The sequence below is a fragment of the Alphaproteobacteria bacterium genome (genome assembly GCA_041396705.1).
Lineage (GTDB): Bacteria > Pseudomonadota > Alphaproteobacteria > CALKHQ01 > CALKHQ01 > CALKHQ01.
On sequence record JAWKYB010000002.1, the window covers coordinates 1 to 22499 of the forward strand.

Below are 22499 nucleotides of genomic sequence, written 5' to 3' on the forward strand. Positions count from 1 at the left end.
CCGATGGCACGCCCTGACGTTCCTCATCCTGAGGAGCGCGCCGCAGGCGCGCGTCTCGAAGGACGCACCCGGCCCGGTCCCGGGCAGATCGCGTCGCGGATCGACCGCGCGCACCGCGGCCCGTGCGTCCTTCGAGACGGCGCCCTCCGGGCGCCTCCTCAGGATGAGGGGCGCCGGTGCGGTGGCGGACGGACATCACGGCGATGCGGGGGTTGCGTGCGGTGCGTCCGGGCGCCGGTGCAAGGGCCGCAGGCGATGCGGCGGGGCGTGGCGCGCTGTGCCGATCGACGCTGGGGGAATCCGGCTGGGCGATCCGATGCGGGACTCCATCCCAGGCCGCCGATGGCACACCCTGCCGCCCCTCATCCTGAGGAGCGCGCCGCAGGCGCGCGTCTCGAAGGCCGCTCTTCAGCCGATGTCAGACGTGGAAGCTCTCGCCGCAGCCGCAGGTGCCCTTGGCGTTGGGGTTCTTGAAGACGAAGCCGCTTTCGAAGGCGTCGTCCCTGTAGTCCATGGTCGAGCCGAGCAGGAACATCACCGCGGCCGGGTCGATGATCACCGTGACGCCCTTGTCCTCGACCACCTCGTCGTGGGGCGCGACCTCGCGGACGAAGCTCATGTCGTATTTCAGGCCGGAACAGCCGCGCGCCTTCACGCCGAGCTTGACGCCGATGACGCCGTCGTCGGCGTCGGCCAGCATCTGCTTCACCCGCGCCGCCGCCGCGTCGCTGATCTGAATTGCCGCGCCCAGTGCCATGTCTCTTGCCGCTCCGTCCTCTTGCCGCGATCGCCGCCGGCGATCACATGAAGCCCAGTTCCAGCCGCGCCGCCTCGCTCATCATGTCGGCGGTCCAGGGCGGGTCCCAGGTGATGTCGACCTGTACGGAGGTGACCTTGTCGACCTGGGCCACCGCCGCCTCCACATAGCCCGGCATTTCGACCGCAACGGGGCAGCCGGGCGAGGTCAGCGTCATCAGCACCTCGACCTTGCCGTCGTCGTGCACGGTCACGTCATAGACCAGTCCCAGTTCATAGATGTTTACCGGGATCTCCGGGTCGTAGACCGTGCACAGCGCCTGGATGACGTCGGCCTCGCTGGGCCGGGTCGCCGGTACCTCGCCGCCGTCGTCGGGCGACCATGGCCGATAGCCCGGCCGCGCCGGCTCTGCCGTGGCGTTGCTCACATCGCTTTCCATCGCGGGCGCTCCCTGCCGCTCCGTCTCGGTCTCAGGCATCGGCGGCCACCCTGCGGGCGCCGGCCAGCTTCTGCATGTGCTTCAGCATCGCCATCATCCCGACCTGGCGCTGGGTGGTCAGCGCGCCCAGGTTCAGCCGCCGGACGTGATCCAGTGAGATGCTGGCCAGTTCCGCGGCGGTCAAGCCGCTGAACGAACGGGTCATCATGTGGACCAGGCCCTCGACGATCAGCGCGTCGCTGTGGCCGTGGAACCAGTGGCGGCCGTCGCGCACCTCGTGGACGATCCACACCTTGGACATGCAGCCGTGCATCAGGTTGGCGTCCACCATCGCCGCCGCCGGAAACGGGTCCTGGCGCGCGTCCTTGGCCAGGTCGATGATGTACTGGAACCGCATATCGTCATCGAGCCGCCTCCAGCGAGGCGGCGAATTCCTCATAGGCGGCCATGCCGGCGCTCATCGCAGGCGCCCCACCGCATGGGCGACGGCGTCGGCCAGCACGTCGACCTCGGCCAGAAGGTTGTAGGCGGCGAAGGACGCGCGCACGGTCGAATCGACGCCAAGCCGGGTCATCAGCGGCTCGGCGCAGTGATGGCCGACGCGCACGGCGACGCCGGCGCGGTCCAGCATCATCGCCAGGTCCATCGAATGGACGCCGTCGACGACGAAGGAGACGATCGCCGCCTTGTCCGGGGCGGTGCCGAGGATGCGCAGCCCGTCGACGGCGGCAAGCCGGGTGGAGGCGGCCGCCAGCAGGCCCTGCTCGTGCGCCTGGATCGCGTCCCAGCCCAGCCGGCCGACGAAGTCGATGGCAAGCCCGAGGCCCACCGCCTCGACGATCGGCGGCGTGCCGGCCTCGAACTGGTGCGGCGGCGGTCGCTGGAGCCGGCGAAGCCGACCCGGTCGATCATCCGGCCGCCGCCCTGCCAAGGCGGCATCGCCTCCAGCAGCGCGCGCTGTCGTAGAGCACGCCGACCGCGGTCGGCCCGTAGAGCTTGTGGCCGGTAGCTGTAGAAATCGACGTCGAGCGCGCGCACGTCGACCGGCCCGTGCACCGCGGCCTGGGCGCCGTCGAGCAGCACCGGCACACCGCGGTCGTGCGCGATGCGCACGATCTCCGCCACCGGGCTGACGGTGCCGAGAACGCGGATACGGGTCACCGCGACCATGGGCGCGGGCCGAGCATGGCGGCCAGAGCGTCGAGCCGCAGCTCGCCCGCGTCGGTGATCGGGATCGCGCGGACCCGGGCGCCGACCTGCTCGGCCAGCAGCTGCCAGGGCACGATGTTGGCGTGGTGCTCCATCTCGGAGACCAGGATCTCGTCGCCGGCGCCGACCGTGCGGCGGCCATGGCTGAAGGCGACCAGGTTGATCGCCTCGGTCACGCTGCGGGTGATGACGATCTCGTCGTCCTCGGCGGCGTTGAGGAAGCGGGCGATGCGGCCGCGCGCCGCCTCGAAGTCGTCGGTCGCCTCCTGGCTCAGCGTGTGCACGCCGCGGTGCACGTTGGCATAGCGGGTGCGCATCATCTCAGCCATGCCGTCGATCACCGCGCGCGGCTTCTGCGCCGAGGCGCCGCTGTCGAGGAACACCAGCGGCTTGCCGTGGACCTGCCGCGACAGGATCGGGAACTCGGCGCGCAGCGCGGCGACGTCGAACGGCGGCAGGTTGTCCGCCGGCTGCAGCCTGCTGACCTCGCTCATGCCGCGCGCTCCCCGGCCAGCCAGGCATGGGCCAGGCTTGCAAGCGCGGCGCGCACCGGCTCCACCGGCACCCGCGCGACCACCTCGCCGACGAAGGCCTCGACCAGCATGGCGCGCGCGGTCGTCGCGTCGATGCCGCGGGCGCGCAGATAGAACAGTTGGTCGGCGTCCAGGGCGCCGATGGCGGCGCCATGGGCGCACTGCACGTCGTCGGCCTCGATCCGGAGTTCCGGCTTGGTGTCGACCTCGGCCTCGCGCGACAGCAGCAGCGCGCGGCCGTACTGGCGCGCCTCGGTGCGCTGGGCGTGCGGTTCGACCGCGATCGCGCCCTGGAAGATGCCGCGGGCGCGGCCGTCGACCACGCCCTTGACCAGCTGGGCGCTGGAGCCGTGCGGCGCGGCGTGGCGCACGCGGGTGGTCAGGTCGGCCTGCTGGCTGCCGCGCGCCAGATAGGCCGCGGCGAGGTCGAACGACGCCCGCTCCTCGGCCAGCACGACGTCGAGATCGACCCGCGCCGCCGCGGCGCCGAGGCCGAAACAGCTGCCGCGATAGGCCGCGCCATGGGCCAGCCGCACGTCGTTCGCGGCGATGTGCAGCGTGGCGGCGGCCTCGTCCTGCAACCGCACGTGATCGAGGATCGCGCCGCGGGCGAGAGCGACGGCGCAGCCGTGGTTGGCCAGCACCGGCGCGCCGGCCGCACCGGCGAAGCGCTCGACCACGGTCAGCCGCGCCCCGGCGTCGAGCAGCATGGCATGGCGCGCGTGATATTCGGTCGGCGCCGGCGCGGCGGTCGACCAGTGCAGGATCTCGACCGGGCGCGCGATCTGGGCGTCCTCGGCGACGGCAATGACGAGGCCGTCGGCCGCCAGCGCGGTGTTGAGCGCGATCATCGGGCCCGACCGCCCCCAGGCCGCAGGACCGAACGCCCGCTCGGCCGACGCGTCGCCACGGGCCAGCACCTCGGCCATGCCGGTCACCGCGACGCCCGGCTCCGGGCGGTCGGACAGATCGGGGCGATAGCGGCCGTCGACCGTGACCAGCCGCACCGCGTCGGCACACAGCGGCGCCGACAGATCGACGGCGCCGGCGGGCGCAGCAAGCTGCCACTCCGTCTCCGCAATGGCACGCAAGTCTATGTATTTCCAGGATTCCATGCGCCGGTTCGGCAGGCCGGTCGCGGCGAAGGCGTCCATGGCGGCGTCGCGCAGCGCGTCGAGCCAGGGCGTGCCAGCACCGGGCAATGCCGCGCGGTGCGCCGCATAGGCGCGGGCACGGCCCGCCTCGGCCGCCTCGATCGTCGCGTTCAGGTCGGTCGTGCCGCTCATGCCGCCGCCGCCGCGGTGATCTCGGCATAGCCCTTGCGCTCCAGCTCGAGCGCCAGCTCCTTGCCGCCGGACCGCACGATGCGGCCGTCGGCCAGCACGTGCACCCGGTCCGGCACGATGTAGTCGAGCAGCCGCTGGTAGTGGGTGATGACCAGCATGGCGTTGTCGGGCCCGCGCTGGGCGTTGACCCCGTCGGCCACCGTCTTTAGCGCGTCGATGTCGAGGCCGGAGTCGGTCTCGTCCAGGATCGCCAGCCGCGGCTCCAGCAGCGCCATCTGCAGCGCCTCGTTGCGCTTCTTCTCGCCGCCGGAGAAGCCGACGTTGACCGCGCGCTTCAGCATCTCGTCCGAGATGTTCAGCCTGGCCGCCTTCGCCCGGACCAGCTTGAGGAAGTCGACCGCGTTCAGCTCCGGCTCGCCGCGCATCACCCGCACCGCGTTCAGCGACGAGCGCAGGAACGTCATGGTGGTGACGCCGGGGATCTCCACCGGATACTGGAAGGCCAGGAAGATGCCGGCGCCGGCTCGCTGCTCCGGCGCCAGCGCCAGCAGGTCCCGGCCCTGGAACGCCACGGTCCCCTTTGTGACGTCGTAGCCTTCGCGGCCGGCGAGCACATAGCTGAGCGTGCTCTTGCCTGAGCCGTTCGGGCCCATGATCGCGTGCACCTCGCCGGGCGCGATCGCCAGCGACAGGCCCTTGAGGATCTCGCGGTCATCGACCGCGACGTGAAGATCGTCGATTTGCAGCATGGTCTCTCGTTCGCCGGTCAACGGTCGGCGCTCCGCGAGCGCCAGCGCCACGCGCCCCTGGTCTTGACCCGGGCGACCACGACCAGTGCGACGGTGGCGACCAGGGTGCCGGCCACGAACACCGCAACGTCGGTGCCGGTCGGCACGCCCGCGGCGAAGCAGACGATCGCCAGCACCGCGACCACGGCGATGAACACCAACAGGGCCGCCCATCCCTTCCAGTTGGCCGGTCGGGCGCCATAGCCGACCGGCTTCGGCTCGAACCAGTGGTCTCCGGACATGTCTAGCCCACGCTCCCTTCCAGGCTGATGCCGATCAGCTTCTGCGCCTCGACCGCGAATTCCATCGGCAGGTGCTTCATCACCTCCTTGCAGAAGCCGTTGACGATCAGCGACACGGCATCCTCGGGGCTCAGCCCGCGCTGCCGGCAGTAGAACAGTTGCTCGTCGCTGATCTTCGAGGTGGTCGCCTCATGCTCGACCTGGGCGGTGGCGTTGCGCGTCTCGATATAGGGCACGGTGTGGGCGCCGCAGCGGTCGCCGATCAGCAGGCTGTCGCACTGGGTGTAGTTGCGCGCGTTGTCGGCGCGGGCGGAGACCCGCACCAGGCCGCGATAGGTGTTCTGGGCGCGCCCGGCCGATATCCCTTTTGAAACAATGGTTGAGCGCGTATTCCTGCCAAGATGGATCATCTTGGTGCCGGTATCGGCCTGCTGGCGGTTGTTGGTGATCGCCACCGAGTAGAACTCGCCGACCGAGCCGTCGCCCTGCAGGATGCAACTCGGGTATTTCCAGGTGATGGCCGAGCCGGTCTCGACCTGGGTCCAGGCGATCTTGGCGTTGCGGCCGCGGCAGGCGCCGCGCTTGGTGACGAAGTTGTAGATGCCGCCCCGGCCCTCGGCATCGCCCGGGTACCAGTTCTGCACAGTGGAATACTTGATCTCGGCGTCGTCGAGCGCGACCAGCTCGACCACGGCGGCGTGCAGCTGGTTCTCGTCGCGCATCGGCGCGGTGCAGCCTTCCAGATAGCTGACATAGCTGCCGGCGTCGGCGACGATCAGGGTGCGCTCGAACTGGCCGGTCTTCTCCGCGTTGATGCGGAAATAGGTCGACAGCTCCATCGGGCAGCGCACACCCTGCGGCACGTAGACGAAGGTGCCGTCGGTGAATACGGCCGAGTTCAGGCAGGCGTGCTTGTTGTCGCCCGGCGGCACCACGCTGCCCAGATACTTGCGCACCAGGTCGGCATGGTCGCGCACCGCCTCGGAGATCGAGCAGAAGATGACGCCGGCCTTCTCCAGCTCCTTGCGGAAGGTGGTCGCCACCGACACGCTGTCGAACACGGCGTCGACCGCGACCCGGGGCGCACCCTGGACGCCGGCCAGAACCTCCTGCTCCTTCAACGAGATGCCGAGCTTCTCGTAAGTGCGCAGCAGCTCCGGGTCGACCTCGTCCAGGCTCTTCGGACCGTCCTTGGCCTTGGGTGCGGCGAAATAGTAGGAGTCCTGGTAGTCGATCGGCGGGTAGTCCAGCAGCGCCCAGTCCGGCTCCGGCATGTCGAGCCAGCGGCGATAGGCCTTCAGCCGCCATTCCAGCAGCCACGCCGGCTCCGCCTTCTTCGCCGAGATGAAGCGGATGATGTCCTCGTTCAGGCCCTTCGGCGCCCGATCCATGTCGATGTCGGTGACGAAGCCGTACTTATAGGCGTCGCCGGTCGCCTCGCGGACCTTGGCATAGGTCTCGGCGCGCGCCTTCTGCAGCTCGGCGTCCTGCAGCCCGGTCTCGCTGGTGCCGTCAGGCATGGGGATCCCGTCTCTCCGTTGCGTCTCAGGCGCTTGCGCGGGCGCGCTCGTCCGGTTGCAGGAAGGACGGCGGCGCGGTCAGCTCGGCCAGCGAGATGCCGTCGAGCGCGCCGCGGATGGCGGCGTTGACCTTGTCCCACCGCCCGCGCACCGGGCAGATCAGCTCGACATTGCACTGGCCCGCCGCCGCATCCACGCACGCGGTCAGCGCCACCGGCCCGTCGATCGCCGTGATGATCTCGGTCAGCGCGATGTCGTCCGCGGCGCGGTCGGCGACATAGCCGCCGGCGACACCGCGCTGCGAGCGGACCAGCCGCTGCCGCACCAGCGCCTTCAGCACCTTCGACGTGGTCGGCGCCGGCAGCCCGACCTGCTCGGCGAGCTCGGTCGCGGTGACAACGGTGCCGGGCACGCGCGTCAGCTGCGCCATCACCACCACCGCATAGTCGGTCATTCGGCTGAGCCTGAACACGCACGCTCCGGATAACTGCGCCTTGCGGCGAATAGCGGACTCAACTGGTCCGGTTTTGCCTTACTTAGCAGCCGCGCCCGCGGAGGCAAGCCGAATCTGACACGGAATCCATGCTTCGCTGCGGCAGAATGGCAGGCCGCAGGCGGCGGCGGCGCGCGGGGACGCGCAGGCCATTGCCTGGAGCCGGCGCGCCGCCACTATACTGCTGCGGGACCGAACGCGGGGAGCGAGGGATGAGCGACGCCAAGCATGCCGACGCCGGGGCCGCCCGCCCCGGCCACAACATCGCGCCGCCGCTGAGCGCCGAGGAACTGGAGACCCTGCGCGCGCTGGAACGCAAGATCCTGTGGCTGGCCTCGTGGACCATCCACAATGCCAACCACCTGCGGCCGAGTCCGGACGGACTCAAGGTCGGCGGGCACCAGGCGTCGAGCGCGTCGCTGGCCACGCTGATGACCGCGCTCTACCTGCACGTGCTGCGCCCGGAGGACCGGGTGGCGGTGAAGCCGCACGCCAGCCCGGTGTTCCACGCCATCCAGTATCTGCTGGGCAACCAGGACCGCGCGACGCTGGAGCGCTTCCGCGCCTATGGCGGCGCCCAGTCCTATCCGTCGCGGACCAAGGACCGCGACGACGTCGATTTCTCCACCGGCTCGGTCGGCCTCGGCGTCGCGGTCACGCTGTTCGCCGCGCTGATCCAGGACTACGTGCGGCTGAAGGGCATGGGGCTGGAGGCGGCGACCGGCGGGCGCATGGTCGCGCTGGTCGGCGACGCAGAGCTCGACGAGGGCAACGTCTACGAGGCGATGCTGGAGGGCTGGAAGCACGACGTCCGCAACGTCTGGTGGGTGATCGACTACAATCGGCAAAGCCTGGACGCCGTGGTCAGCGACCGGCTGTTCACCCAGATCGACAAGCTGTTCGAGGCGGTCGGCTGGCGGGTGGTGACGCTGAAATACGGCCGCCGGCTGGAGGCTGCGTTCACGCGGCCCGGCGGCGCCGCGCTGCGCCGCTGGATCGACGGCTGCCCGAACTCGCTCTATGCGGCGCTGTGCTACAAGGGCGGCGCCGCCTGGCGCGAGCACCTGCTGCGCGACCTGGGCGACGAGCCAGGGGTCGCCGCGCTGATCGCCGCGCACGACGATGCCGCGCTGCACGCGCTGATGACCAACCTGGCCGGCCACGACCTCGAGACGGTGCTGGAGGCGTTCTCGGCCGCCGCCGGCGACGACGTGCCGACCTGCTTCATCTGCTACACCATCAAGGGCCACGGCCTGCCGTTTGCCGGCCACAAGGACAACCACGCCGGCCTGATGAATCCGGACCAGATGGCTGCGTTCAAGCGGTCGATGGACGTGGCCGACGGCGCCGAGTGGGAGCGTTTCGCCGGCCTCACCCTCGGCGAGCAGCGGCTGCAGGCCTTCCTCGACCGCGTGCCGTTCAACGCGCGCGGCACCCGCCGGCACCCGGCGCCGCGGCTGGCGATCGAGCCGCTGCCCGCGGTCGGCCGGCCGGGCGAGACCGCCTCGACCCAGGAGGGCTTCGGCCGGGTGATGAACGAGCTCGGCCGCACGACCGCCGCCTTCGCCGACCACATCGTCTCCACCTCGCCCGACGTCACCGTGTCGACCAACCTCGGCCCGTGGGTGAACCGGCGCGGCGTGTTCAGCCGCCACGACATGAAGGACGTGTTCCGCGAGGAGAAGGTGGTGTCGGCGCAGAGCTGGGCGATGTCGCCGAAGGGCCAGCACGTCGAGCTGGGCATCGCCGAAAACAACCTGTTCCTGGCGCTGGCGGCGATGGGGCTGTCGCACAGCCTGTTCGGCGCGCGGCTGCTGCCGATCGGCACCCTGTACGACCCGTTCATCATGCGCGGGCTCGATGCCCTGAACTATGCCTGCTACCAGGACGCACGCTTCCTGCTGGTCGCGACGCCGTCCGGTGTCAGCCTGGCGCCGGAAGGCGGTGCCCACCAGTCGATCTCGACCCCGCTGATCGGCATGGCCCAGGACGGACTCGCCTATTTCGAGCCGGCCTTCATCGACGAGGTGCAGGCTGTGATGACCTGGGCGTTCGACTACATGCAGCGCGACGCCCATGACGAAACCGGGGGCGAAGGCCGGCCCGGCTGGCTGCGCGACAACGCCGGCGGCTCGGTCTATCTGCGGCTGAGCACCCGGCCGGTCGCCCAGCCCGAGCGCACGATGGACGAGGCGCTGGTCCGCCAGGTCATCGACGGCGGCTATTGGCTGCGCGAACCGGCGCCGGGGGCCGAGCTCGCCATCGTCTGCACCGGCGCGGTGACGCCGGAGGCCCTCGCCGCCTATGACCAGATCCTGGAGGACGTGCCCGGAGCCGGCCTGCTGGTGGTGACCTCGGCCGACCGGCTCAACGCCGCGTGGCATGCGGCAGAGCGCGCGCGCGAGGGCGCCGACGCCCGCGGCGCCGTGCCGTGCCACGTCGAGACCCTGCTCGCCCCGCTGGCGGCCGATGCCGCGCTGGTCACCGTGATCGACGGGCACCCGGCGACGCTGGCCTGGATCGGCGCGGTGCGCGGGCACCACGTCCAGGCGCTCGGCGTCGAGCATTTCGGTCAGTCGGGCAGCATCCCCGACCTCTACCGTCACCACCGCCTCGACGCCGACGCCATTCTCGACGCGGCGGCGCGGGCACTGCTCGACCGGTAGCCGAACGGCCAAGGCTGCGGGCGGGCGCATCGCCATCGCCCGGCGCGATGGCAGCCATGCCGAACCGGCTATACCCGCCGCGGCGCCCGCGCCCTAGGTTGCCGGCCTGAGGAAAACGGGACGGCATCCATGCGGCCAGCGCCGATCGAGACAGCCCGCCGCGGCCGCGCCGCAGGCGCGACCGTGGCGCAGGCGCACCGCGCCGCCTGGGCCGGCATGGCCGCCATGGCCGCCGCGCTGGGCATCGGCCGATTCGTCTACACACCGATCCTGCCCGAGATGATGGACCAGCTCGGCCTCTCGTCCGGCGCCGCCGGGCTGATCGCCTCGGCCAACTTCCTCGGCTACCTGGTCGGCGCACTGGCAGCCGCCCTGCCCGCCCTGCCGGGCAGCCGCCGCACCTGGCTGCTGGCGGCGCTGTGGGCCAACGCGGCGCTGCTGGCCGCCACGGCCGCCAGCGGCTGGCTGCCGACCCTGCTGGCGCTGCGCTTCGCCGGCGGCGCGGCCAGTGCCTTCGTGCTGGTCTATGCCTCGGCGGCTGTGCTCGAGATCGCCGCCGGGTCGCGGGCGGCGGTCGCCATCCATTTCGCCGGAGTCGGCACCGGCATCGTCGTGGGCGCGGCCGTGGTCGGCGTCGTCGCCGCGCTCGGTGGCGACTGGCGCGCGGCCTGGCTGGCCGCCGCCTTGCCCGCCGTCGCCGCCGCCGTCGCCGTGCCCCGCCTGCTGCCGCCGGAGCCCGCCGCCGCGCCGGGCCCGGCGCCGGCGCTGCCCCGGCGCGGCGCCACCGGATTCGGCCGCGTCGTCCTGGCCTACGGCCTGTTCGGCTTCGGCTACGTCATCACCGCGACCTTCCTGGTGGCAATGGTGCGCAGCCAGCTGCAGCAGCCGCTGCTGGAAACGCTGGCCTGGGTCGCGTTCGGCGCGGCGGCGATCCCGTCGGTGGCGCTGTGGGGGCGCGTCGCCGGCCGGTTCGGCGTGCTCGTCGCCACTGCGATCGCCTGCGTGGCCGAGGCGGCCGGGGTCGCGATCGGGGCCGTCGGCGACGGCGCCGTGGCGCTGGCCGCCAGTGCGCTGCTGCTCGGCGGCACCTTCATGGGGATCACCGCCCTCGGCCTGCAGGCCGCCCGCACCCTGGCGGGCGGCGATCCGCGCCGCGCGCTCGCCGCCATGACGGCCGCCTTCGGCGTCGGCCAGATCGTCGGGCCGACCGCCGCGGGCATGGTCCGCGACGCCGCCGGCACCCTGGCGCCGGCACTGTACGGCGCCGCGGCGGCGCTGGTCGCGGCCGCCCTGCTCGCCTGGTCGGCCGGTCGCCGCTAGCGGTTGCGCTGCTCGATCACGCTCGCCGGGTCGTGGCTGTGGGCCGAGACGGTGCGCGCCAGCGCCCGCCGGTAGGACTGCTTGCCGCGCCAGTGCAGCACGCCGACGATACCCAGCACCAGCAGCAGCATGCCGAGCATGATGTAGCCGAAGTCGATCGAGCCGAGCGCGCTGGCGGCGAAATAGCCGAGCGCGTAGCCGCCCCAGGCGAAGCTGTTCGCCCAGATGAACGCCGCGATGAAGTTCAGCGCCGCGAAGCGGGCCCAGGTCAGCTCGCTCATGCCCATGCCCAGGCTGGCGAAGTTGCGTACGCCGTACATGAAGCGGTAGGTCAGGATGAACAGCGTGTGGTGGCGATGCAGCAGGTCGATGGCCAGCTGCACGCCGCCCTGGATGCGCGGAAAGCGGTGCAGGATGCGATTGCCGTAGCGGCGGCCGAGCAGAAAGTAGACCTGGTCGCCGCAGAAGCTGCCGGTCCACGCCGCGACGATCAGCCAGTAGATGTTGACCGGCGGCGGCGCCGGCGGCTGGCCGAGGCCTGCGACCGCGAGGGCGCCGGCGAAGATCACGAAGGTCTCGCCCTCCAGGAACGTCCAGATGAAGGTGATCCCGTAGAACAGAAAGCCGTACTCGGCGATGAGCTGCGCGATCTCCTCCAAGGGCGTCTCCTCCTGGCGTCCCTTCGGTCCGGGTGCTAGATGGCGATGGAACCGCGCCTTAGTGGGGCGGAACGATTACAGTAGCGTGACCGATACGGGTTGACGAGACGTTTCGCCCCCCGAGCGGGCAGCGGCTTGCGGCACACCGATGCTTGCGATGCGGCTGGGCGATGGACCGGCCGCGCATTTGGCGCGACAGTGCGGCACGGTGCGCCGCCCGGCGCGCGCCGTGCCGACGCCACTTCCCGCGGACAGGTCCGATGCTTTCGCCGCAGGCCGCCATCATGGTCGTGTTCTTCGTCCAGGCCTTCGCCGGCGGCGGCCTGTTCCCGCGCATTCCCGACATCCAGGTGGCGCTGGACCTGACCGAGGGCGAGCTCGGCCTGGTGATGATGGGCCAGCCGATCGGCGCGCTGACCAGCTTCGTCTTCGCCAGCTTCATCATCGAGCGGATCGGCCCGAAACCGCTGCTCGCCGCCTGCATTCCGCTGATCGCTGTGGCGACCGTGCTGCTCGCGCTGAGCGACAGCGGCGCCGTCGCCTTCGTGGTGATGCTCGGCTACGGCCTCAGTTTCGCGCTGGCCAACGTCGCCATGAACGTCGAGGCCGACCGGGTCGAGGCGGCGACCGGCCGCCGCGTGATGAGCCGCTGCCACGGCATGTGGAGCCTCGGCTTTCTCGCCGCCTCGCTGCTGGGCGCGGCGGCCCGCGGCATCCCGGCGCCGCCATTGCTGCACTTCGCCCTGGTCGCACCGGCGGTGCTGGCTATCGCCGCCGCGGTGATCTGGCCGATGCGCGCCTCGCCGCCGCGCGCCCATACCGGCACGGCGCGCAAGAAGGTGTTCGTGCTGCCGCGGCGGGCGACGTTCCTGCTGGTCGGCGTCATCCTGTCCGGCATCATGGTCGACGCCACCGTGCGCACCTGGTCGGTGATCTTCATGCGCGACACCTTCGCCGCGGCCGACTGGGTCGACGCGCTCACCCTGCCCGCCTTCCTGCTGACCCTGTCGGCGGGCCGCATGGTCGGCGACCGCCTCGCCGACCGCTTCGGCCCGGTCCGGCTGGCGGCCGGCCTGCTGGCCGTCGCCCTGGCCGGGCTGGCGCTGGTGCTCGCGTCGCAGAACCTGGCCGTCGCGCTGGCCGGTTTCGCGGCGCTCGGCATCGGCGTCAGCGTGGTCTACCCGCTGACCATCTCGGCGGCGGCCCGCCTCGGCGACCGGCCGGCGTCGGAAAACGTGACCTCGATCACCATGGTCTCCAGCCTGATCATGCTCGGCGTGCCGACGCTGATGGGCTTCGTGGCAGAATCGTTCGGCATCCGCATGACCTTCGCCGTGCTGCTGCCGATCCTGCTGCTGGCCCTGGCGCTGACGCGGCAGCTGAGCCCGCGGCCGGTCTCCGCGTCCGGGGCGGCCGACACGGCCGTCGGGCGCTGACGCGAAGCGGTCAGGCCAACCGGCGCTTCAGCGCCGTCAGCTGCGCCTGCCACCATTCGCCGTGGCGCTGCAGGAAGATCGCGTCGGGAAAGCGGTGCCTGGCGACGTGCTCCTGCGGGACGCCGTCCCAGCCCAAATGCTCGACACTGACCCGGGTCTCCGCGCCGACCGCCTCGAAGCGCACCTCGACCTGCGTGTCCTGGCCCGGCCCGAAGCTCGCCTGGCGCCAGCTGAAGGCCAACCGCTCGCCCGGCTCCCACGCGGTGATCCGGCCGATCACGAATACGCTGCCGTCCGCCTTGGTCTCGATCAGCCGCCCCGTTCCGTCGGCGGATCGCTCGAACGACAGGCGGCCCGGCTCTCCCCTGGTGAAGGCGAACATGGCGTTCGGCCGCCACCACTGCCCGATCTCGTCGGTGAAGGCCGCGAACGCGCGGGCCGGCGACGCGGCGACCCGCAGCGCGACCAGGATGCGCGCACTCACGCTTCGCCCTCCACATGCGCCTTGAACGCGGCAAGCTGGTCGGCCCACATCGTCTCGGTCCGTTCCAGCCAGCGCTTGAGGTCGGCCATCGGCGCCGGCTGCAGGCTGTAGATGCGCACCCGCGCGTCGAAGGCGGGGTGGCTATCGACGATCAGCCCGCTTTCGCGCAGGGTCCGCAGGTGACGGCTCATCGCCGGGGCGGTCACGCCGACGGCGGCCGCGAGCTCGCCGGCGCGATGCGGCCGCGCGCCGAGCAGCTCGACGATGCGCCGCCGCTGCGGGTCGGCCAGCGCCGCCAGCGTGTCGTCGACCGTCCGGGTCGCGGGCTTCAAACCCAGCCTTCGATCTTCAGACCGCTCGCCCGCTCCGCGTCCTCGCGCGAGACGTAGCGCTTCGACTGGGCGAAGGTCCAGACGTGGCCCTCGCAGTCGCGTGCGCGATAGGTGCGGTCGCCGTAGAACTGGTCCCCGGGCTCCTGCAGGATCTCGGCGCCCGCGGTCCGGGCCCGCGCGCAATGGCCGTCGATGTCGTCGCGCAGATGCACGTGCACCGACTGGGTGTTGCGCCCGCCGACCGAGGCGGGGCTGGCGGTATGATCGGCCCATTCGCCGCCCAGCATCAGATAACCGTCGCCGAACCGCATCTCGGCATGCCCCAGGTTGCCGGCCTGGTCGGTGATCACCATCGTGCGCTCGAAGCCGAACGCACGTTCCAGCCAGTCCAGCGCGGCATGCGGATCGCGGTAGAACAGCGCGGACCCCATCGTCGGCCGGCCAAACGGATCGTCCATGCCTCGCTCCTTCCTCATAGCCTCAAGCGCCTGGGGATCATGCATTTAATTATCATTTTCGGCAACTATTATCTCGAATGGAAATTAAATGGCGTCGACAGGGAGCGAAAGAAGCGCCGGCGCGTTAGGCTCACGATCATATTCGCGACACATTATGCGGCCAGCTTCGGTCGGCTAGGATGCCAGGGTTGTCGGATCGCGACGAGATGCACGGATTGAGAGTTCTGGGGCGCATGACGGCGGTGGCTGCGATGGCCGCCCTGCCGCTGCTTGCCCTGCCGGGCGCGCCGGCCCGCGCGGAGGTGACGGCCAGCGAGGTGCTGACCTGGTGTGACGGCGCCAGCCAGCCGGGCCAACTGGGCGCGATCAACGCCTTCCGCTGCGTCAACTACCTGCAGGGCGCGGCCGACATGGTCCAGGCGCTCGGCCGGGCCGACCTCGGCGCCTGCCTGGGCGGCGGCCAGTCCGCCGGCGCGCAGCTGATGGCCCGCTTCGTGCCCAGTCTGCGCGGCCGGCCGGGCAACGACATCGACGCCGTGCCGGTCGCCACCCATGTGGCGGACTGGCTGGCGCAGGAATGCGGCGTGGCGCTGGCCTTTGCCGACGGTCCCGTCCCCGCGCCGGTCCCGGCCGACATCGTCGCGCGCGCCGCCACGCCGCCGGAGGGAGAGCCGCAGCCGTCCGCGGCGGCCACCGACCCGGCCACGGCCGAGGCGCTGCGCGCCGCCGAGGCGCGGATCGCCGAGCTTGAGGCCGCGCTGGCGGAAACCCAGGGCGACGCCGCCGCCGCCACCGGCCAGCTGGTCGACATGCAGGCTGCGCTCGAGCTTGCCATGACCATGCGCGCCGACGACCAGGCCGCCTGTTCCGCCGATCGCGACGCGCTCAATGCGGCCGTCGCTGCGGCCGAGGCCGAGGCGGTCGACAGCGGCATGCGCGTGTCCGAGCTTGAGCTCGAACTTGAGGCGGTCGACGCCGAGGCGATCGCCCGCCGGCAGGAGATCGCGGCGGCTGAGACCCGGGTCGCGATGCTGACCGACGAGCTGGATGCCGCCGTCGCCGAACGCGACGAAGCGCTGGCCGATCTCACCGAGGCCAAGCGCGACGCCACCGCCTTGGCAGCGATCGTCGACGAGGCGCGCACCGCCGCCGATGCGGCGCGCGAAGCCGCCGACGCCGCCGCCACCCGCGGCGACCTCGCCGACGAGCGGGCGGCGCAGGCGGAATCGCGGCTGGCCGAGCTGGAGCAGCGGGCCGCCGATGCCGAGGCGCGGGCCAATATCCTGCAGGCGACCCTGGCCAATGCGCAGGACGCGCGCGACCGGCTGCAGGCGGACCTGCAGACCCTGACCGCGACGACGGCCGACCAGAACGGGCGCATCGCCTCGCTGGCCGACGAACTGCAGAGCTGCCAGAGCACGGTCGCGAGCGTGGATATCCCGCGCGTGCAGCCGCCCGCCTTCACGCCGGCGCGGGCCGGTCCCCCGCCGGTCGTCGTCCCGACACCGCCCAGCGTGGTCACCAGCCCGCGCAACAGCACCATCGTGCAGGGGCCGCAGACCAATGCCGTGCCGCTGCCCTCGCCGAGCCAGCCGCGCCCGCTCGATGCGCTCGGCCTGCAGGCGTTGCGTCAGACCCAGCAGCAGGCGCTGCACCAGGCCGGCGTCGGCCAGCGCCGGCCCTGGACCAGCCCCGACGGACGCTACGAAGGCTATGTCGAGGTGCTGCAGGAGGGTTATGCCGGCCCGGACTACTGCCGCGAGATCTATTCGCTGGCCCGCTCCGGCGGCAGCATCGTGCACCAGAGCGCAGACCTGTACTGCCAGGCCGGCAACCTGTGGGTGTTCCGCCCCTTCGGCGGCTGATCAACCGCTCGCCAGCGGCAACGGCCATGCGCTAGTCTCGCTGCGTTGCCGCCGACTCCCCGGTTGGCGGCAAATTGCAGCTGGCGAACGCCCGGAGCCCCGCATGCGTGTGCTCATCGCGATGATGAAGCACGAAACCAACACCTTCTCGCCGGTGCCGACCGATCTGGCACGGTTCGACGACTGGGGCCTGTTCTTCGGTGCCGACGCGGTCGCCGCATATCGCGGCACCGGCATGCCGCTGTCAGCCTATCTGGACCTCGCCGAGGCGGCCGGCGCCGAGGTCGTGACGCCGGTGGCGGCGGAGGCGATGCCCTCCGGACCGGTCCATCGCGATGCCTACGAACGGCTGGCGGGCGCGATCCTCGACGCGCTCGACAACGATATCGACGTGGCGCTGCTCGACCTGCACGGCGCCATGGTCGCCGAGCACCTCGACGACGGCGAGGGCGAGCTGCTGCGGCGGATGCGGGCCCGGCGCCCAGGCCTGCCGATCGCGGTGACCTGCGACCTGCACTGCAACCTGACCGCCGCGATGGTCGACAACTGCACGGCGCTGATCGGCTACAAGACCTATCCGCACACCGACATGCATGCGGTCGCCGCGCAGGTTGGCCGCATCGTCTTGGAGTCCGTCGCCGGCCGCTGCCGGCCGGTGATGGCCTGGGGCCGGCCGCCGTTGCTGAGCCAGACCCTGATGCAGGGCACCGACGACGCGCCGATGCGCGATCTCGTCGCCCTGGCGCGCGCGCAGGAGGCGCGGCCCGGCGTTCTCGCCGCGACCGTTTTCGGCGGCTTTCCCCATGCCGACATCGCCGATGCCGGCAACTCCGCCATCGTCGTCGCCGACGGCGATCCTGCCTTGGCAGAGGCCGCGGCCGAGGAACTGGTGCAAGCCACCTGGGCGCGGCGCGCGGATTTCGTCTACCGGGCGCGCCCGCTCGCACCTGCCGTCGCCGCGGCCAAGGTGGTGGCCGACGGGCCGGTGGCGCTGCTCGACCACGCCGACAATTGCGGCTCGGGCGGCACCCAGGACGACATGACCGTGATCGGGGAAGTGCTGCGCCAGGGCCTGGAGGACGTCGCCGTCGCCGCGGTCTGGGATCCGCAGGCCGTGGAAATCCTGCGTTCGGTCGGCGAAGGCGCGCGGGTGGCGCTCGACCTGGGCGGACGGACCGACATGCCGTCGATCGGCCGTGCAGGCCGGCCGCTGCGGGTCGAGGGCGTCGTCTCGCGCATCACCGACGGCAGCTATCGGGTCGAAGGTCCGATGTACACCGGGGTGACGGTGCACATGGGTCCGACGGCGGTGCTGGACGTGGCCGCGAACGGCGGCTCGATGCGCATCGTCATCGTGTCGCGGCACCACGAGCCCTGGGATGCCGGTCTGTTCCACAGCGTCGGCATCGAGCCGTCGACGACGCGATACCTGCTGCTGAAATCGCGGATCCATTACCGGGCCGGCATGGGCCCGCTGGTGCGCCACACCTTCACCTGCGACGGCAACGGGGTGACCACCTCCGACAACGCGCAGCTGCACTATCGCAAGCTGCGCCGGCCGATCTTTCCGCTCGACCCGGATACTGCGCGCTGATGCGACCCGGCCCCACCAACGGGCTGTGCGACGTCGCCGGCATCCGGCTCGGCCACGCCCACGATGCCGCGGTGCGTACCGGCGTCACGGTGCTGCTGCCAGACCGGCCGGTGCTGGCGGCCGTCGACGTGCGCGGCGGCGGGCCCGGCACCCGCGAATCCGATGCGCTCGACCCGGTGGCGACCGTCGACCGCATCGACGCGCTGGTGCTGGCCGGCGGCTCGGTCTACGGGCTGGACGCGGCCTCGGCGGTCACGGCGGCGCTGGGCGCGCGCGGCCGCGGCTTCATGCATCGCGGCGCCTGCGTGCCGATCGTGCCCGCGGCGATCTGCTTCGACCTGCACAACGGCGGCGACAAGGCGTGGGGCGAGACGCCGCCCTATGCCCGGCTCGGGCGGGCGGCGCTGGAGAATGTGGGGGAGACCGCGGCGGTGGGCAGCGTCGGCGCCGGCCATGGCGCGCACGCCGGGCCGTTGCAGGGCGGGCTCGGCATGGCCTCGCTGGCGACCGAAGGCCTGGTCGTGGCGGCGCTGGCCGTGGTCAACGCGGCCGGTTCGGTGACCATGCCCGGCCTGCCGCAGTTCTGGGCATGGCCGTTCGAGCGCGGCAACGAATTTGGCGGTCTCGGCCCGCCGGCCGCCATGCCCGGCACCGACCTCGACCTGCCGCGGCCGGCGGAGCGGGAGAACACCACGCTGGTCGTCGTCGCCACCGACGCCCGGCTGACCAAGGCCGCCGCCAAACGGGTCGCCGTCATGGCCCAGGACGGGCTGGCGCGGGCGATCCGTCCGGTCCACACGCCGTTCGACGGCGACATGGTCTTCACGCTGGCGACCGCTGCGCGTGCCGAGCCGGCATCGGTGGCCGAAACGGCCAGGATCGGCGCGATGGCGGCCGATTGTGTGGCCCGCGCCGTCGCCCGCGGGGTCTACGCCGCGGTTTCCAACGGGCCCTGGCCCAGCTATCGTGACCGCCACCCGGGTTGAGAAGGGAGCCAGTCCGATGCCGCAACGCCCTGTTCTCGCACGTTTTTCTCTGGCTGCACTGACCATCGTCGGCAGCATCGGCGCGGCCCAGGCCCAGCGCGACGACGTCGTCGTCGGCGTCGCCCTGGAGCCGCCGATGCTCGACCCGACCGGCGGCGCCGCGGCGGCGATCGACGAGGTGGTCTACGCCAACGTGTTCGAAGGGCTGACCCGGATCGACCAGACCGGTGCCGTACAGCCGGCGCTGGCCGCCTCTTGGGAGGTCTCCGCCGACGGGTTGGTCTACACCTTCCGCCTGCACGACGGCGTCACCTTCCACGACGGCAGCGCCTTCGATGCCGACGACGTCGTCTTCTCGCTCGACCGCGCCCGTGCCGAGGACAGCACCAACGCGCAGAAGGGCCTGTTCGAGCCGATCGACAGCGTCAAGGCGGTCGACGCGCAGACGGTGGCGGTCACGCTCAAGCGTCCGACGGCGCAGTTCCCGTGGAACATGGGCTGGGGCGACGCGGTGATCGTCGCACCGGAAACGGCGGCCGGCAACGAGCACAACCCGGTCGGCACCGGGCCGTTCCGCTTCGACCGCTGGGTGCCGGGCGACCGCATCCGTGCTGACCCGCTACGACGGCTACTGGGGCGCGGCCCCGGCCCTGCGCCAGGTCACCTTCCAGGTGATCACCGACGCCGCCGCCCAGGTCCAGGCGCTGCTCGCCGGCGATGTCGACGCCTTCCCCAACATGGGCGCGCCGGAGACGCTGGCGCAGTTCGAAAGCGACCCCGCCTTCACCGTCGCGGTCGGCACCACCGAGGGCGAGACCATCCTCGCGCTCAACAACGCGCGCGCACCGTTCGACGACATCCGCGTGCGCCGGGCGCTGGCCCACGCCATCAACCGCCAGGACATCGTCGATGGCGCCATGTTCGGCTACGGCACGCCGATCGGCAGCCATTTCGCGCCGCACCAGCCGGCCTATCTCGACCTCACCGGGATGTACCCCTACGACCCGGATCTGGCCCGGTCGATGCTGGCCGAGGCCGGCTACGCCGACGGGTTCAGCGCCAGGCTCACCCTGCCGCCGCCGTCCTATGCCCGGCGCGGCGGCGAGATCATCGCCGCCCAGCTGGCCCAGGTCGGCGTCACCGTCGAGATCGAGCCGGTCGAATGGGCACAGTGGCTCGACACGGTGTTCAAGAACACCAACTACGACATGACGATCGTCTCGCACACCGAGCCGCTCGACATCGGCATCTACGGCCGCGACCAGTACTACTTCAACTACCACAGCGACGCGCTGAACGCGCTGCTGGCCGAGATCGCCGACACGCCGGACGTGGCCCAGCAGAATGCGCTCTACGGCCAGGCCCAGGAGATCATCGCGGAGGACTCGCCCAACGTGTTCCTGTTCCAGCTTGCCAAGCTCGGCGTGTGGAGCAGCAGGCTGCAGGGCATGTGGGTGAACAGCCCGATCCAGGCCAACGACATGACCGGAGTGTCTTGGGCGGAGTGACCGCGGGCGCAGCGTCCGCCGGGGGACGGCACCGGCCGGCGGCCGTGCGATGCTGAGCCAGCTGGTCCGCCGGCTGATCGGCTTGTGCGCGACCCTGTTCGCGGCCAGCGTCATCGTTTTCGTGCTGGTCGACCTGCTGCCGGGCGACGCAGCGTCGCTGATCCTCGGCGTCGACGCGCGGCCCGACACCCTGGCGGCGCTGCGGGCGGAGCTCGGCACCGACCGGCCGCCGCTCGAGCGCTACCTCGGCTGGGTCGGCGGCATCGCGGTCGGCGACTTCGGCACCTCGTACACCTACGGCCAGCCGGTCAGCGGCCTGATCGCTGAACGGCTGGAACTCAGCCTGCCGCTGGCCTGCGGCGCCATCGTGCTGTCGACGCTGCTGGCGATCCCGCTCGGCGTCGTCGCCGCCGCCAACCACCGGCGCGCCGGCGACTATGGCATCATGGCCATCACCCAGGTCGGAGTGGCGATTCCCAATTTCTGGCTCGGCCTGATGCTGATCATGCTGTTCGCCACCGGCCTCGGCCTGCTGCCGGCCGGCCGGTTTCCCGGCTGGGCCGCCGGATTCTGGCCCGGTATCGAGGCGCTGGTGCTTCCGGTAGTCGCGCTGGCCCTGCCGCAGGCGGCCATCCTGGCCCGCGTCGTACGCAGCGCGGTGCTGGAAGTTCTCGGCGAAATGTACGTGCGTACGGCGCGAGCCAAGGGCCTGCCCTGGCCGCGGGTGCTGCTCGGCCATGCGTTGCGCAACGCCATGATCCCGATCGTCACCATCATCGGGCTGCAGCTCTCGTTCCTGGTAGCCAGCGCCATCGTCATCGAGGGCGTCTTCAACCTGCCCGGCCTCGGCGGGCTGATCCTCGGCGCGATCCGCAATCGCGACCTGATCGTCGTACAGGGTGCGGTGCTGCTCCTGGCCGCGATGGTGATCCTGGTCAACTTCCTGGTCGACGCCGCCTATCTGCTGCTCGACCCGCGCATCCGTGCGGCCGGTCATGGACACTGAGCTGGCCGGCCTGCTGCGCCGCCTGCGCGGCCACCCGAATCTGCAGATCGGGGCTGCGATCACCGTGGTCGTGGTGCTGCTCGCCCTGGTGTCGCTGGTCTGGACGCCCTATCGGATCGAGGACCAGTTGATCGCCAACCGGTTCGCGACGCCCAGCTTCGCCCACCCGCTGGGCACCGACCAGTACGGCCGCGACACGCTGACCCGGATCATGCTCGGCGCCGGCAACGCGCTGATGGTCGGCATCGTCGCCGTTGCCATCGGTGCGATCGTCGGCGTCGCCGTCGGCCTGTTCGCGGCGATCGAGGGCGGCGTGGTCGAGGCCGTGCTGATGCGCTGCTCCGACTTCGTCTTCGCCTTCCCCGCCATCCTGTCGGCGATGCTGTTCACGGCGTGGCAGGGACCGGGCGCGATCAACGCCATCGTCGCCATCGGCATCTTCAACATTCCGGTGTTCGCGCGGCTCGCCCGCGGCAGCGCCAAAGCGGTGCTGGCCCGCGAGTTCGTCCGTGCCGCCCAGGCGATGGGCCAGACCATGCCGATGATCGCGATCCGCCACGTGCTGCCCAACATCGCCGGCGTGCTGGTAGTGCAGGCCACGACCCAGTTCGCCATCGCCATCCTGGCCGACGCCGGCCTCAGCTATCTCGGCCTCGGCATCCAGCCGCCGCACCCGAGCTGGGGCAAGATGCTGTTCGACATGCAGACCATGACCGGGATGGCACCGATGCAGGCGGTCTACCCCGGCCTCGCCATCGTGCTGTCCGTGCTCGGCTTCAACCTGCTCGGCGACGGCCTGCGCGACCTGCTCGACACGCGCACCGTGGGTCGACCGCAGATGCTTGCCTGAACCTCGCCGGCCGGCGATACCGTCCCGCTTGAATCCAGCAGCGCAGACATTAGCTCTAGGCGGCGCAG

Annotated in this window: 21 protein-coding genes and 2 pseudogenes; 9 read left to right on the forward strand and 14 right to left on the reverse strand. The window is 71.4% G+C overall.

Annotation, left to right across the window (positions count from 1 at the left end; all coding sequences use genetic code 11):
- Positions 1 to 418: 418 nt before the first annotated feature.
- From R3F55_00025 to R3F55_00070, 10 genes and pseudogenes are all read right to left on the reverse strand, one after another.
- On the reverse strand, positions 419 to 757 hold the full coding sequence (locus tag R3F55_00025; GenBank protein MEZ5665837.1) for an iron-sulfur cluster assembly accessory protein: 339 nt from the start codon (positions 755 to 757) through the stop codon (positions 419 to 421).
- Between the two features lie 43 nt (positions 758 to 800).
- Positions 801 to 1196 (reverse strand): SUF system Fe-S cluster assembly protein, encoded by a 396-nt coding sequence (locus R3F55_00030; protein ID MEZ5665838.1) that lies wholly within the window; start codon positions 1194 to 1196, stop codon positions 801 to 803.
- A gap of 31 nt (positions 1197 to 1227) precedes the next feature.
- Complete coding sequence (locus tag R3F55_00035; GenBank protein ID MEZ5665839.1) at positions 1228 to 1593, reverse strand: SufE family protein; 366 nt, start codon at positions 1591 to 1593, stop codon at positions 1228 to 1230.
- Positions 1594 to 1653: 60 nt separating this feature from the next.
- Positions 1654 to 2366 (reverse strand): annotated as a pseudogene (locus tag R3F55_00040) (aminotransferase class V-fold PLP-dependent enzyme).
- Positions 2354 to 2899 (reverse strand): aminotransferase class V-fold PLP-dependent enzyme, encoded by a 546-nt coding sequence (locus R3F55_00045; GenBank protein MEZ5665840.1) that lies wholly within the window; start codon positions 2897 to 2899, stop codon positions 2354 to 2356. Before R3F55_00045 ends, R3F55_00040 begins: the two are co-directional and overlap by 13 nt.
- Entirely contained in the window at positions 2896 to 4224 is a 1329-nt protein-coding gene (gene sufD / locus R3F55_00050) for a Fe-S cluster assembly protein SufD (protein MEZ5665841.1), read from the reverse strand. Before sufD ends, R3F55_00045 begins: the two co-directional genes overlap by 4 nt.
- Positions 4221 to 4973 carry a Fe-S cluster assembly ATPase SufC gene (gene sufC / locus R3F55_00055; protein ID MEZ5665842.1) on the reverse strand — a complete coding sequence of 251 codons (753 nt, stop codon included), beginning with the start codon at positions 4971 to 4973 and terminating at the stop codon, positions 4221 to 4223. The genes sufD and sufC overlap by 4 nt, the downstream gene beginning before the upstream one ends.
- Positions 4974 to 4990: 17 nt before the next feature.
- Positions 4991 to 5254 (reverse strand): hypothetical protein, encoded by a 264-nt coding sequence (locus tag R3F55_00060; GenBank protein ID MEZ5665843.1) that lies wholly within the window; start codon positions 5252 to 5254, stop codon positions 4991 to 4993.
- A 2-nt stretch (positions 5255 to 5256) separates the two neighbouring features.
- Positions 5257 to 6774 (reverse strand): Fe-S cluster assembly protein SufB, encoded by a 1518-nt coding sequence (sufB, locus tag R3F55_00065; GenBank protein ID MEZ5665844.1) that lies wholly within the window; start codon positions 6772 to 6774, stop codon positions 5257 to 5259.
- Between the two features lie 25 nt (positions 6775 to 6799).
- The gene (locus R3F55_00070; protein MEZ5665845.1) at positions 6800 to 7246 is read right to left on the reverse strand and encodes an SUF system Fe-S cluster assembly regulator; all 447 of its coding nucleotides are present in this window, start codon (positions 7244 to 7246) and stop codon (positions 6800 to 6802) included.
- A gap of 233 nt (positions 7247 to 7479) precedes the next feature.
- Between R3F55_00070 and R3F55_00075 the strand changes: the two genes are divergently transcribed.
- Both R3F55_00075 and R3F55_00080 read left to right on the forward strand, forming a co-directional pair.
- On the forward strand, positions 7480 to 9933 hold the full coding sequence (locus tag R3F55_00075; protein ID MEZ5665846.1) for a transketolase: 2454 nt from the start codon (positions 7480 to 7482) through the stop codon (positions 9931 to 9933).
- Between the two features lie 129 nt (positions 9934 to 10062).
- Positions 10063 to 11253 (forward strand): YbfB/YjiJ family MFS transporter, encoded by a 1191-nt coding sequence (locus R3F55_00080; protein MEZ5665847.1) that lies wholly within the window; start codon positions 10063 to 10065, stop codon positions 11251 to 11253.
- On the opposite strand, the gene R3F55_00085 is transcribed toward R3F55_00080, so the two are convergent.
- The gene (locus tag R3F55_00085; GenBank protein MEZ5665848.1) at positions 11250 to 11912 is read right to left on the reverse strand and encodes a DedA family protein; all 663 of its coding nucleotides are present in this window, start codon (positions 11910 to 11912) and stop codon (positions 11250 to 11252) included. The two genes, R3F55_00080 and R3F55_00085, sit on opposite strands and share 4 nt — an antisense overlap.
- A gap of 260 nt (positions 11913 to 12172) precedes the next feature.
- On the opposite strand from R3F55_00085, the gene R3F55_00090 reads away from it, so the two are divergent.
- Complete coding sequence (locus R3F55_00090; protein MEZ5665849.1) at positions 12173 to 13348, forward strand: MFS transporter; 1176 nt, start codon at positions 12173 to 12175, stop codon at positions 13346 to 13348.
- Positions 13349 to 13358: 10 nt separating this feature from the next.
- Here R3F55_00090 and R3F55_00095 read toward each other — a convergent pair whose 3' ends face one another.
- From R3F55_00095 to R3F55_00105, 3 genes are read right to left on the reverse strand one after another with little or no spacing between them, the layout of a single operon-like run.
- Entirely contained in the window at positions 13359 to 13832 is a 474-nt protein-coding gene (locus R3F55_00095; protein MEZ5665850.1) for an SRPBCC domain-containing protein, read from the reverse strand.
- Positions 13829 to 14170: a metalloregulator ArsR/SmtB family transcription factor gene (locus tag R3F55_00100; GenBank protein MEZ5665851.1), complete on the reverse strand. Its 342-nt coding sequence runs from the start codon at positions 14168 to 14170 to the stop codon at positions 13829 to 13831. Before R3F55_00100 ends, R3F55_00095 begins: the two co-directional genes overlap by 4 nt.
- A complete protein-coding gene (locus R3F55_00105; protein MEZ5665852.1) occupies positions 14161 to 14622 on the reverse strand; it encodes a VOC family protein in 462 nt (153 codons plus the stop codon). The genes R3F55_00100 and R3F55_00105 overlap by 10 nt, the downstream gene beginning before the upstream one ends.
- A gap of 233 nt (positions 14623 to 14855) precedes the next feature.
- On the opposite strand from R3F55_00105, the gene R3F55_00110 reads away from it, so the two are divergent.
- The 6 genes and pseudogenes from R3F55_00110 (at position 14856) to R3F55_00135 (ending at position 22431) form a co-directional block, all read left to right on the forward strand.
- Positions 14856 to 16487, forward strand: a complete 1632-nt coding sequence (locus R3F55_00110) for a hypothetical protein (protein ID MEZ5665853.1) — start codon at positions 14856 to 14858, stop codon at positions 16485 to 16487.
- Between the two features lie 103 nt (positions 16488 to 16590).
- Positions 16591 to 18081, forward strand: a complete 1491-nt coding sequence (locus R3F55_00115; protein ID MEZ5665854.1) for a M81 family metallopeptidase — start codon at positions 16591 to 16593, stop codon at positions 18079 to 18081.
- Positions 18081 to 19067 carry a P1 family peptidase gene (locus tag R3F55_00120; GenBank protein ID MEZ5665855.1) on the forward strand — a complete coding sequence of 329 codons (987 nt, stop codon included), beginning with the start codon at positions 18081 to 18083 and terminating at the stop codon, positions 19065 to 19067. Before R3F55_00115 ends, R3F55_00120 begins: the two co-directional genes overlap by 1 nt.
- Positions 19068 to 19083: 16 nt before the next feature.
- Positions 19084 to 20575: pseudogene (locus R3F55_00125) on the forward strand (ABC transporter substrate-binding protein).
- Positions 20576 to 20624: 49 nt separating this feature from the next.
- Complete coding sequence (locus tag R3F55_00130; protein ID MEZ5665856.1) at positions 20625 to 21581, forward strand: ABC transporter permease; 957 nt, start codon at positions 20625 to 20627, stop codon at positions 21579 to 21581.
- Complete coding sequence (locus R3F55_00135) at positions 21571 to 22431, forward strand: ABC transporter permease (GenBank protein ID MEZ5665857.1); 861 nt, start codon at positions 21571 to 21573, stop codon at positions 22429 to 22431. Before R3F55_00130 ends, R3F55_00135 begins: the two co-directional genes overlap by 11 nt.
- Positions 22432 to 22499 lie beyond the last annotated feature (68 nt).

Bases quoted from the DNA above. Each gene is read 5' to 3' on its own strand.
- R3F55_00075 (MEZ5665846.1), top strand. From the start codon at position 7,480: ATGAGCGACGCCAAGCATGCCGACGCCGGGGCCGCCCGCCCCGGCCAC.
- R3F55_00130 (MEZ5665856.1), top strand. From the start codon at position 20,625: ATGCTGAGCCAGCTGGTCCGCCGGCTGATCGGCTTGTGCGCGACCCTG.
- R3F55_00090 (MEZ5665849.1), top strand. From the start codon at position 12,173: ATGCTTTCGCCGCAGGCCGCCATCATGGTCGTGTTCTTCGTCCAGGCC.
- R3F55_00135 (MEZ5665857.1), top strand. From the start codon at position 21,571: ATGGACACTGAGCTGGCCGGCCTGCTGCGCCGCCTGCGCGGCCACCCG.
- sufC (MEZ5665842.1), bottom strand. From the start codon at position 4,973: ATGCTGCAAATCGACGATCTTCACGTCGCGGTCGATGACCGCGAGATC.
- sufB (MEZ5665844.1), bottom strand. From the start codon at position 6,774: ATGCCTGACGGCACCAGCGAGACCGGGCTGCAGGACGCCGAGCTGCAG.
- R3F55_00105 (MEZ5665852.1), bottom strand. From the start codon at position 14,622: ATGGACGATCCGTTTGGCCGGCCGACGATGGGGTCCGCGCTGTTCTAC.
- R3F55_00080 (MEZ5665847.1), top strand. From the start codon at position 10,063: ATGCGGCCAGCGCCGATCGAGACAGCCCGCCGCGGCCGCGCCGCAGGC.
- sufD (MEZ5665841.1), bottom strand. From the start codon at position 4,224: ATGAGCGGCACGACCGACCTGAACGCGACGATCGAGGCGGCCGAGGCG.
- R3F55_00115 (MEZ5665854.1), top strand. From the start codon at position 16,591: ATGCGTGTGCTCATCGCGATGATGAAGCACGAAACCAACACCTTCTCG.
- R3F55_00045 (MEZ5665840.1), bottom strand. From the start codon at position 2,899: ATGAGCGAGGTCAGCAGGCTGCAGCCGGCGGACAACCTGCCGCCGTTC.
- R3F55_00030 (MEZ5665838.1), bottom strand. From the start codon at position 1,196: ATGGAAAGCGATGTGAGCAACGCCACGGCAGAGCCGGCGCGGCCGGGC.
- R3F55_00025 (MEZ5665837.1), bottom strand. From the start codon at position 757: ATGGCACTGGGCGCGGCAATTCAGATCAGCGACGCGGCGGCGGCGCGG.
- R3F55_00035 (MEZ5665839.1), bottom strand. From the start codon at position 1,593: ATGCGGTTCCAGTACATCATCGACCTGGCCAAGGACGCGCGCCAGGAC.
- R3F55_00120 (MEZ5665855.1), top strand. From the start codon at position 18,081: ATGCGACCCGGCCCCACCAACGGGCTGTGCGACGTCGCCGGCATCCGG.
- R3F55_00110 (MEZ5665853.1), top strand. From the start codon at position 14,856: ATGACGGCGGTGGCTGCGATGGCCGCCCTGCCGCTGCTTGCCCTGCCG.
- R3F55_00060 (MEZ5665843.1), bottom strand. From the start codon at position 5,254: ATGTCCGGAGACCACTGGTTCGAGCCGAAGCCGGTCGGCTATGGCGCC.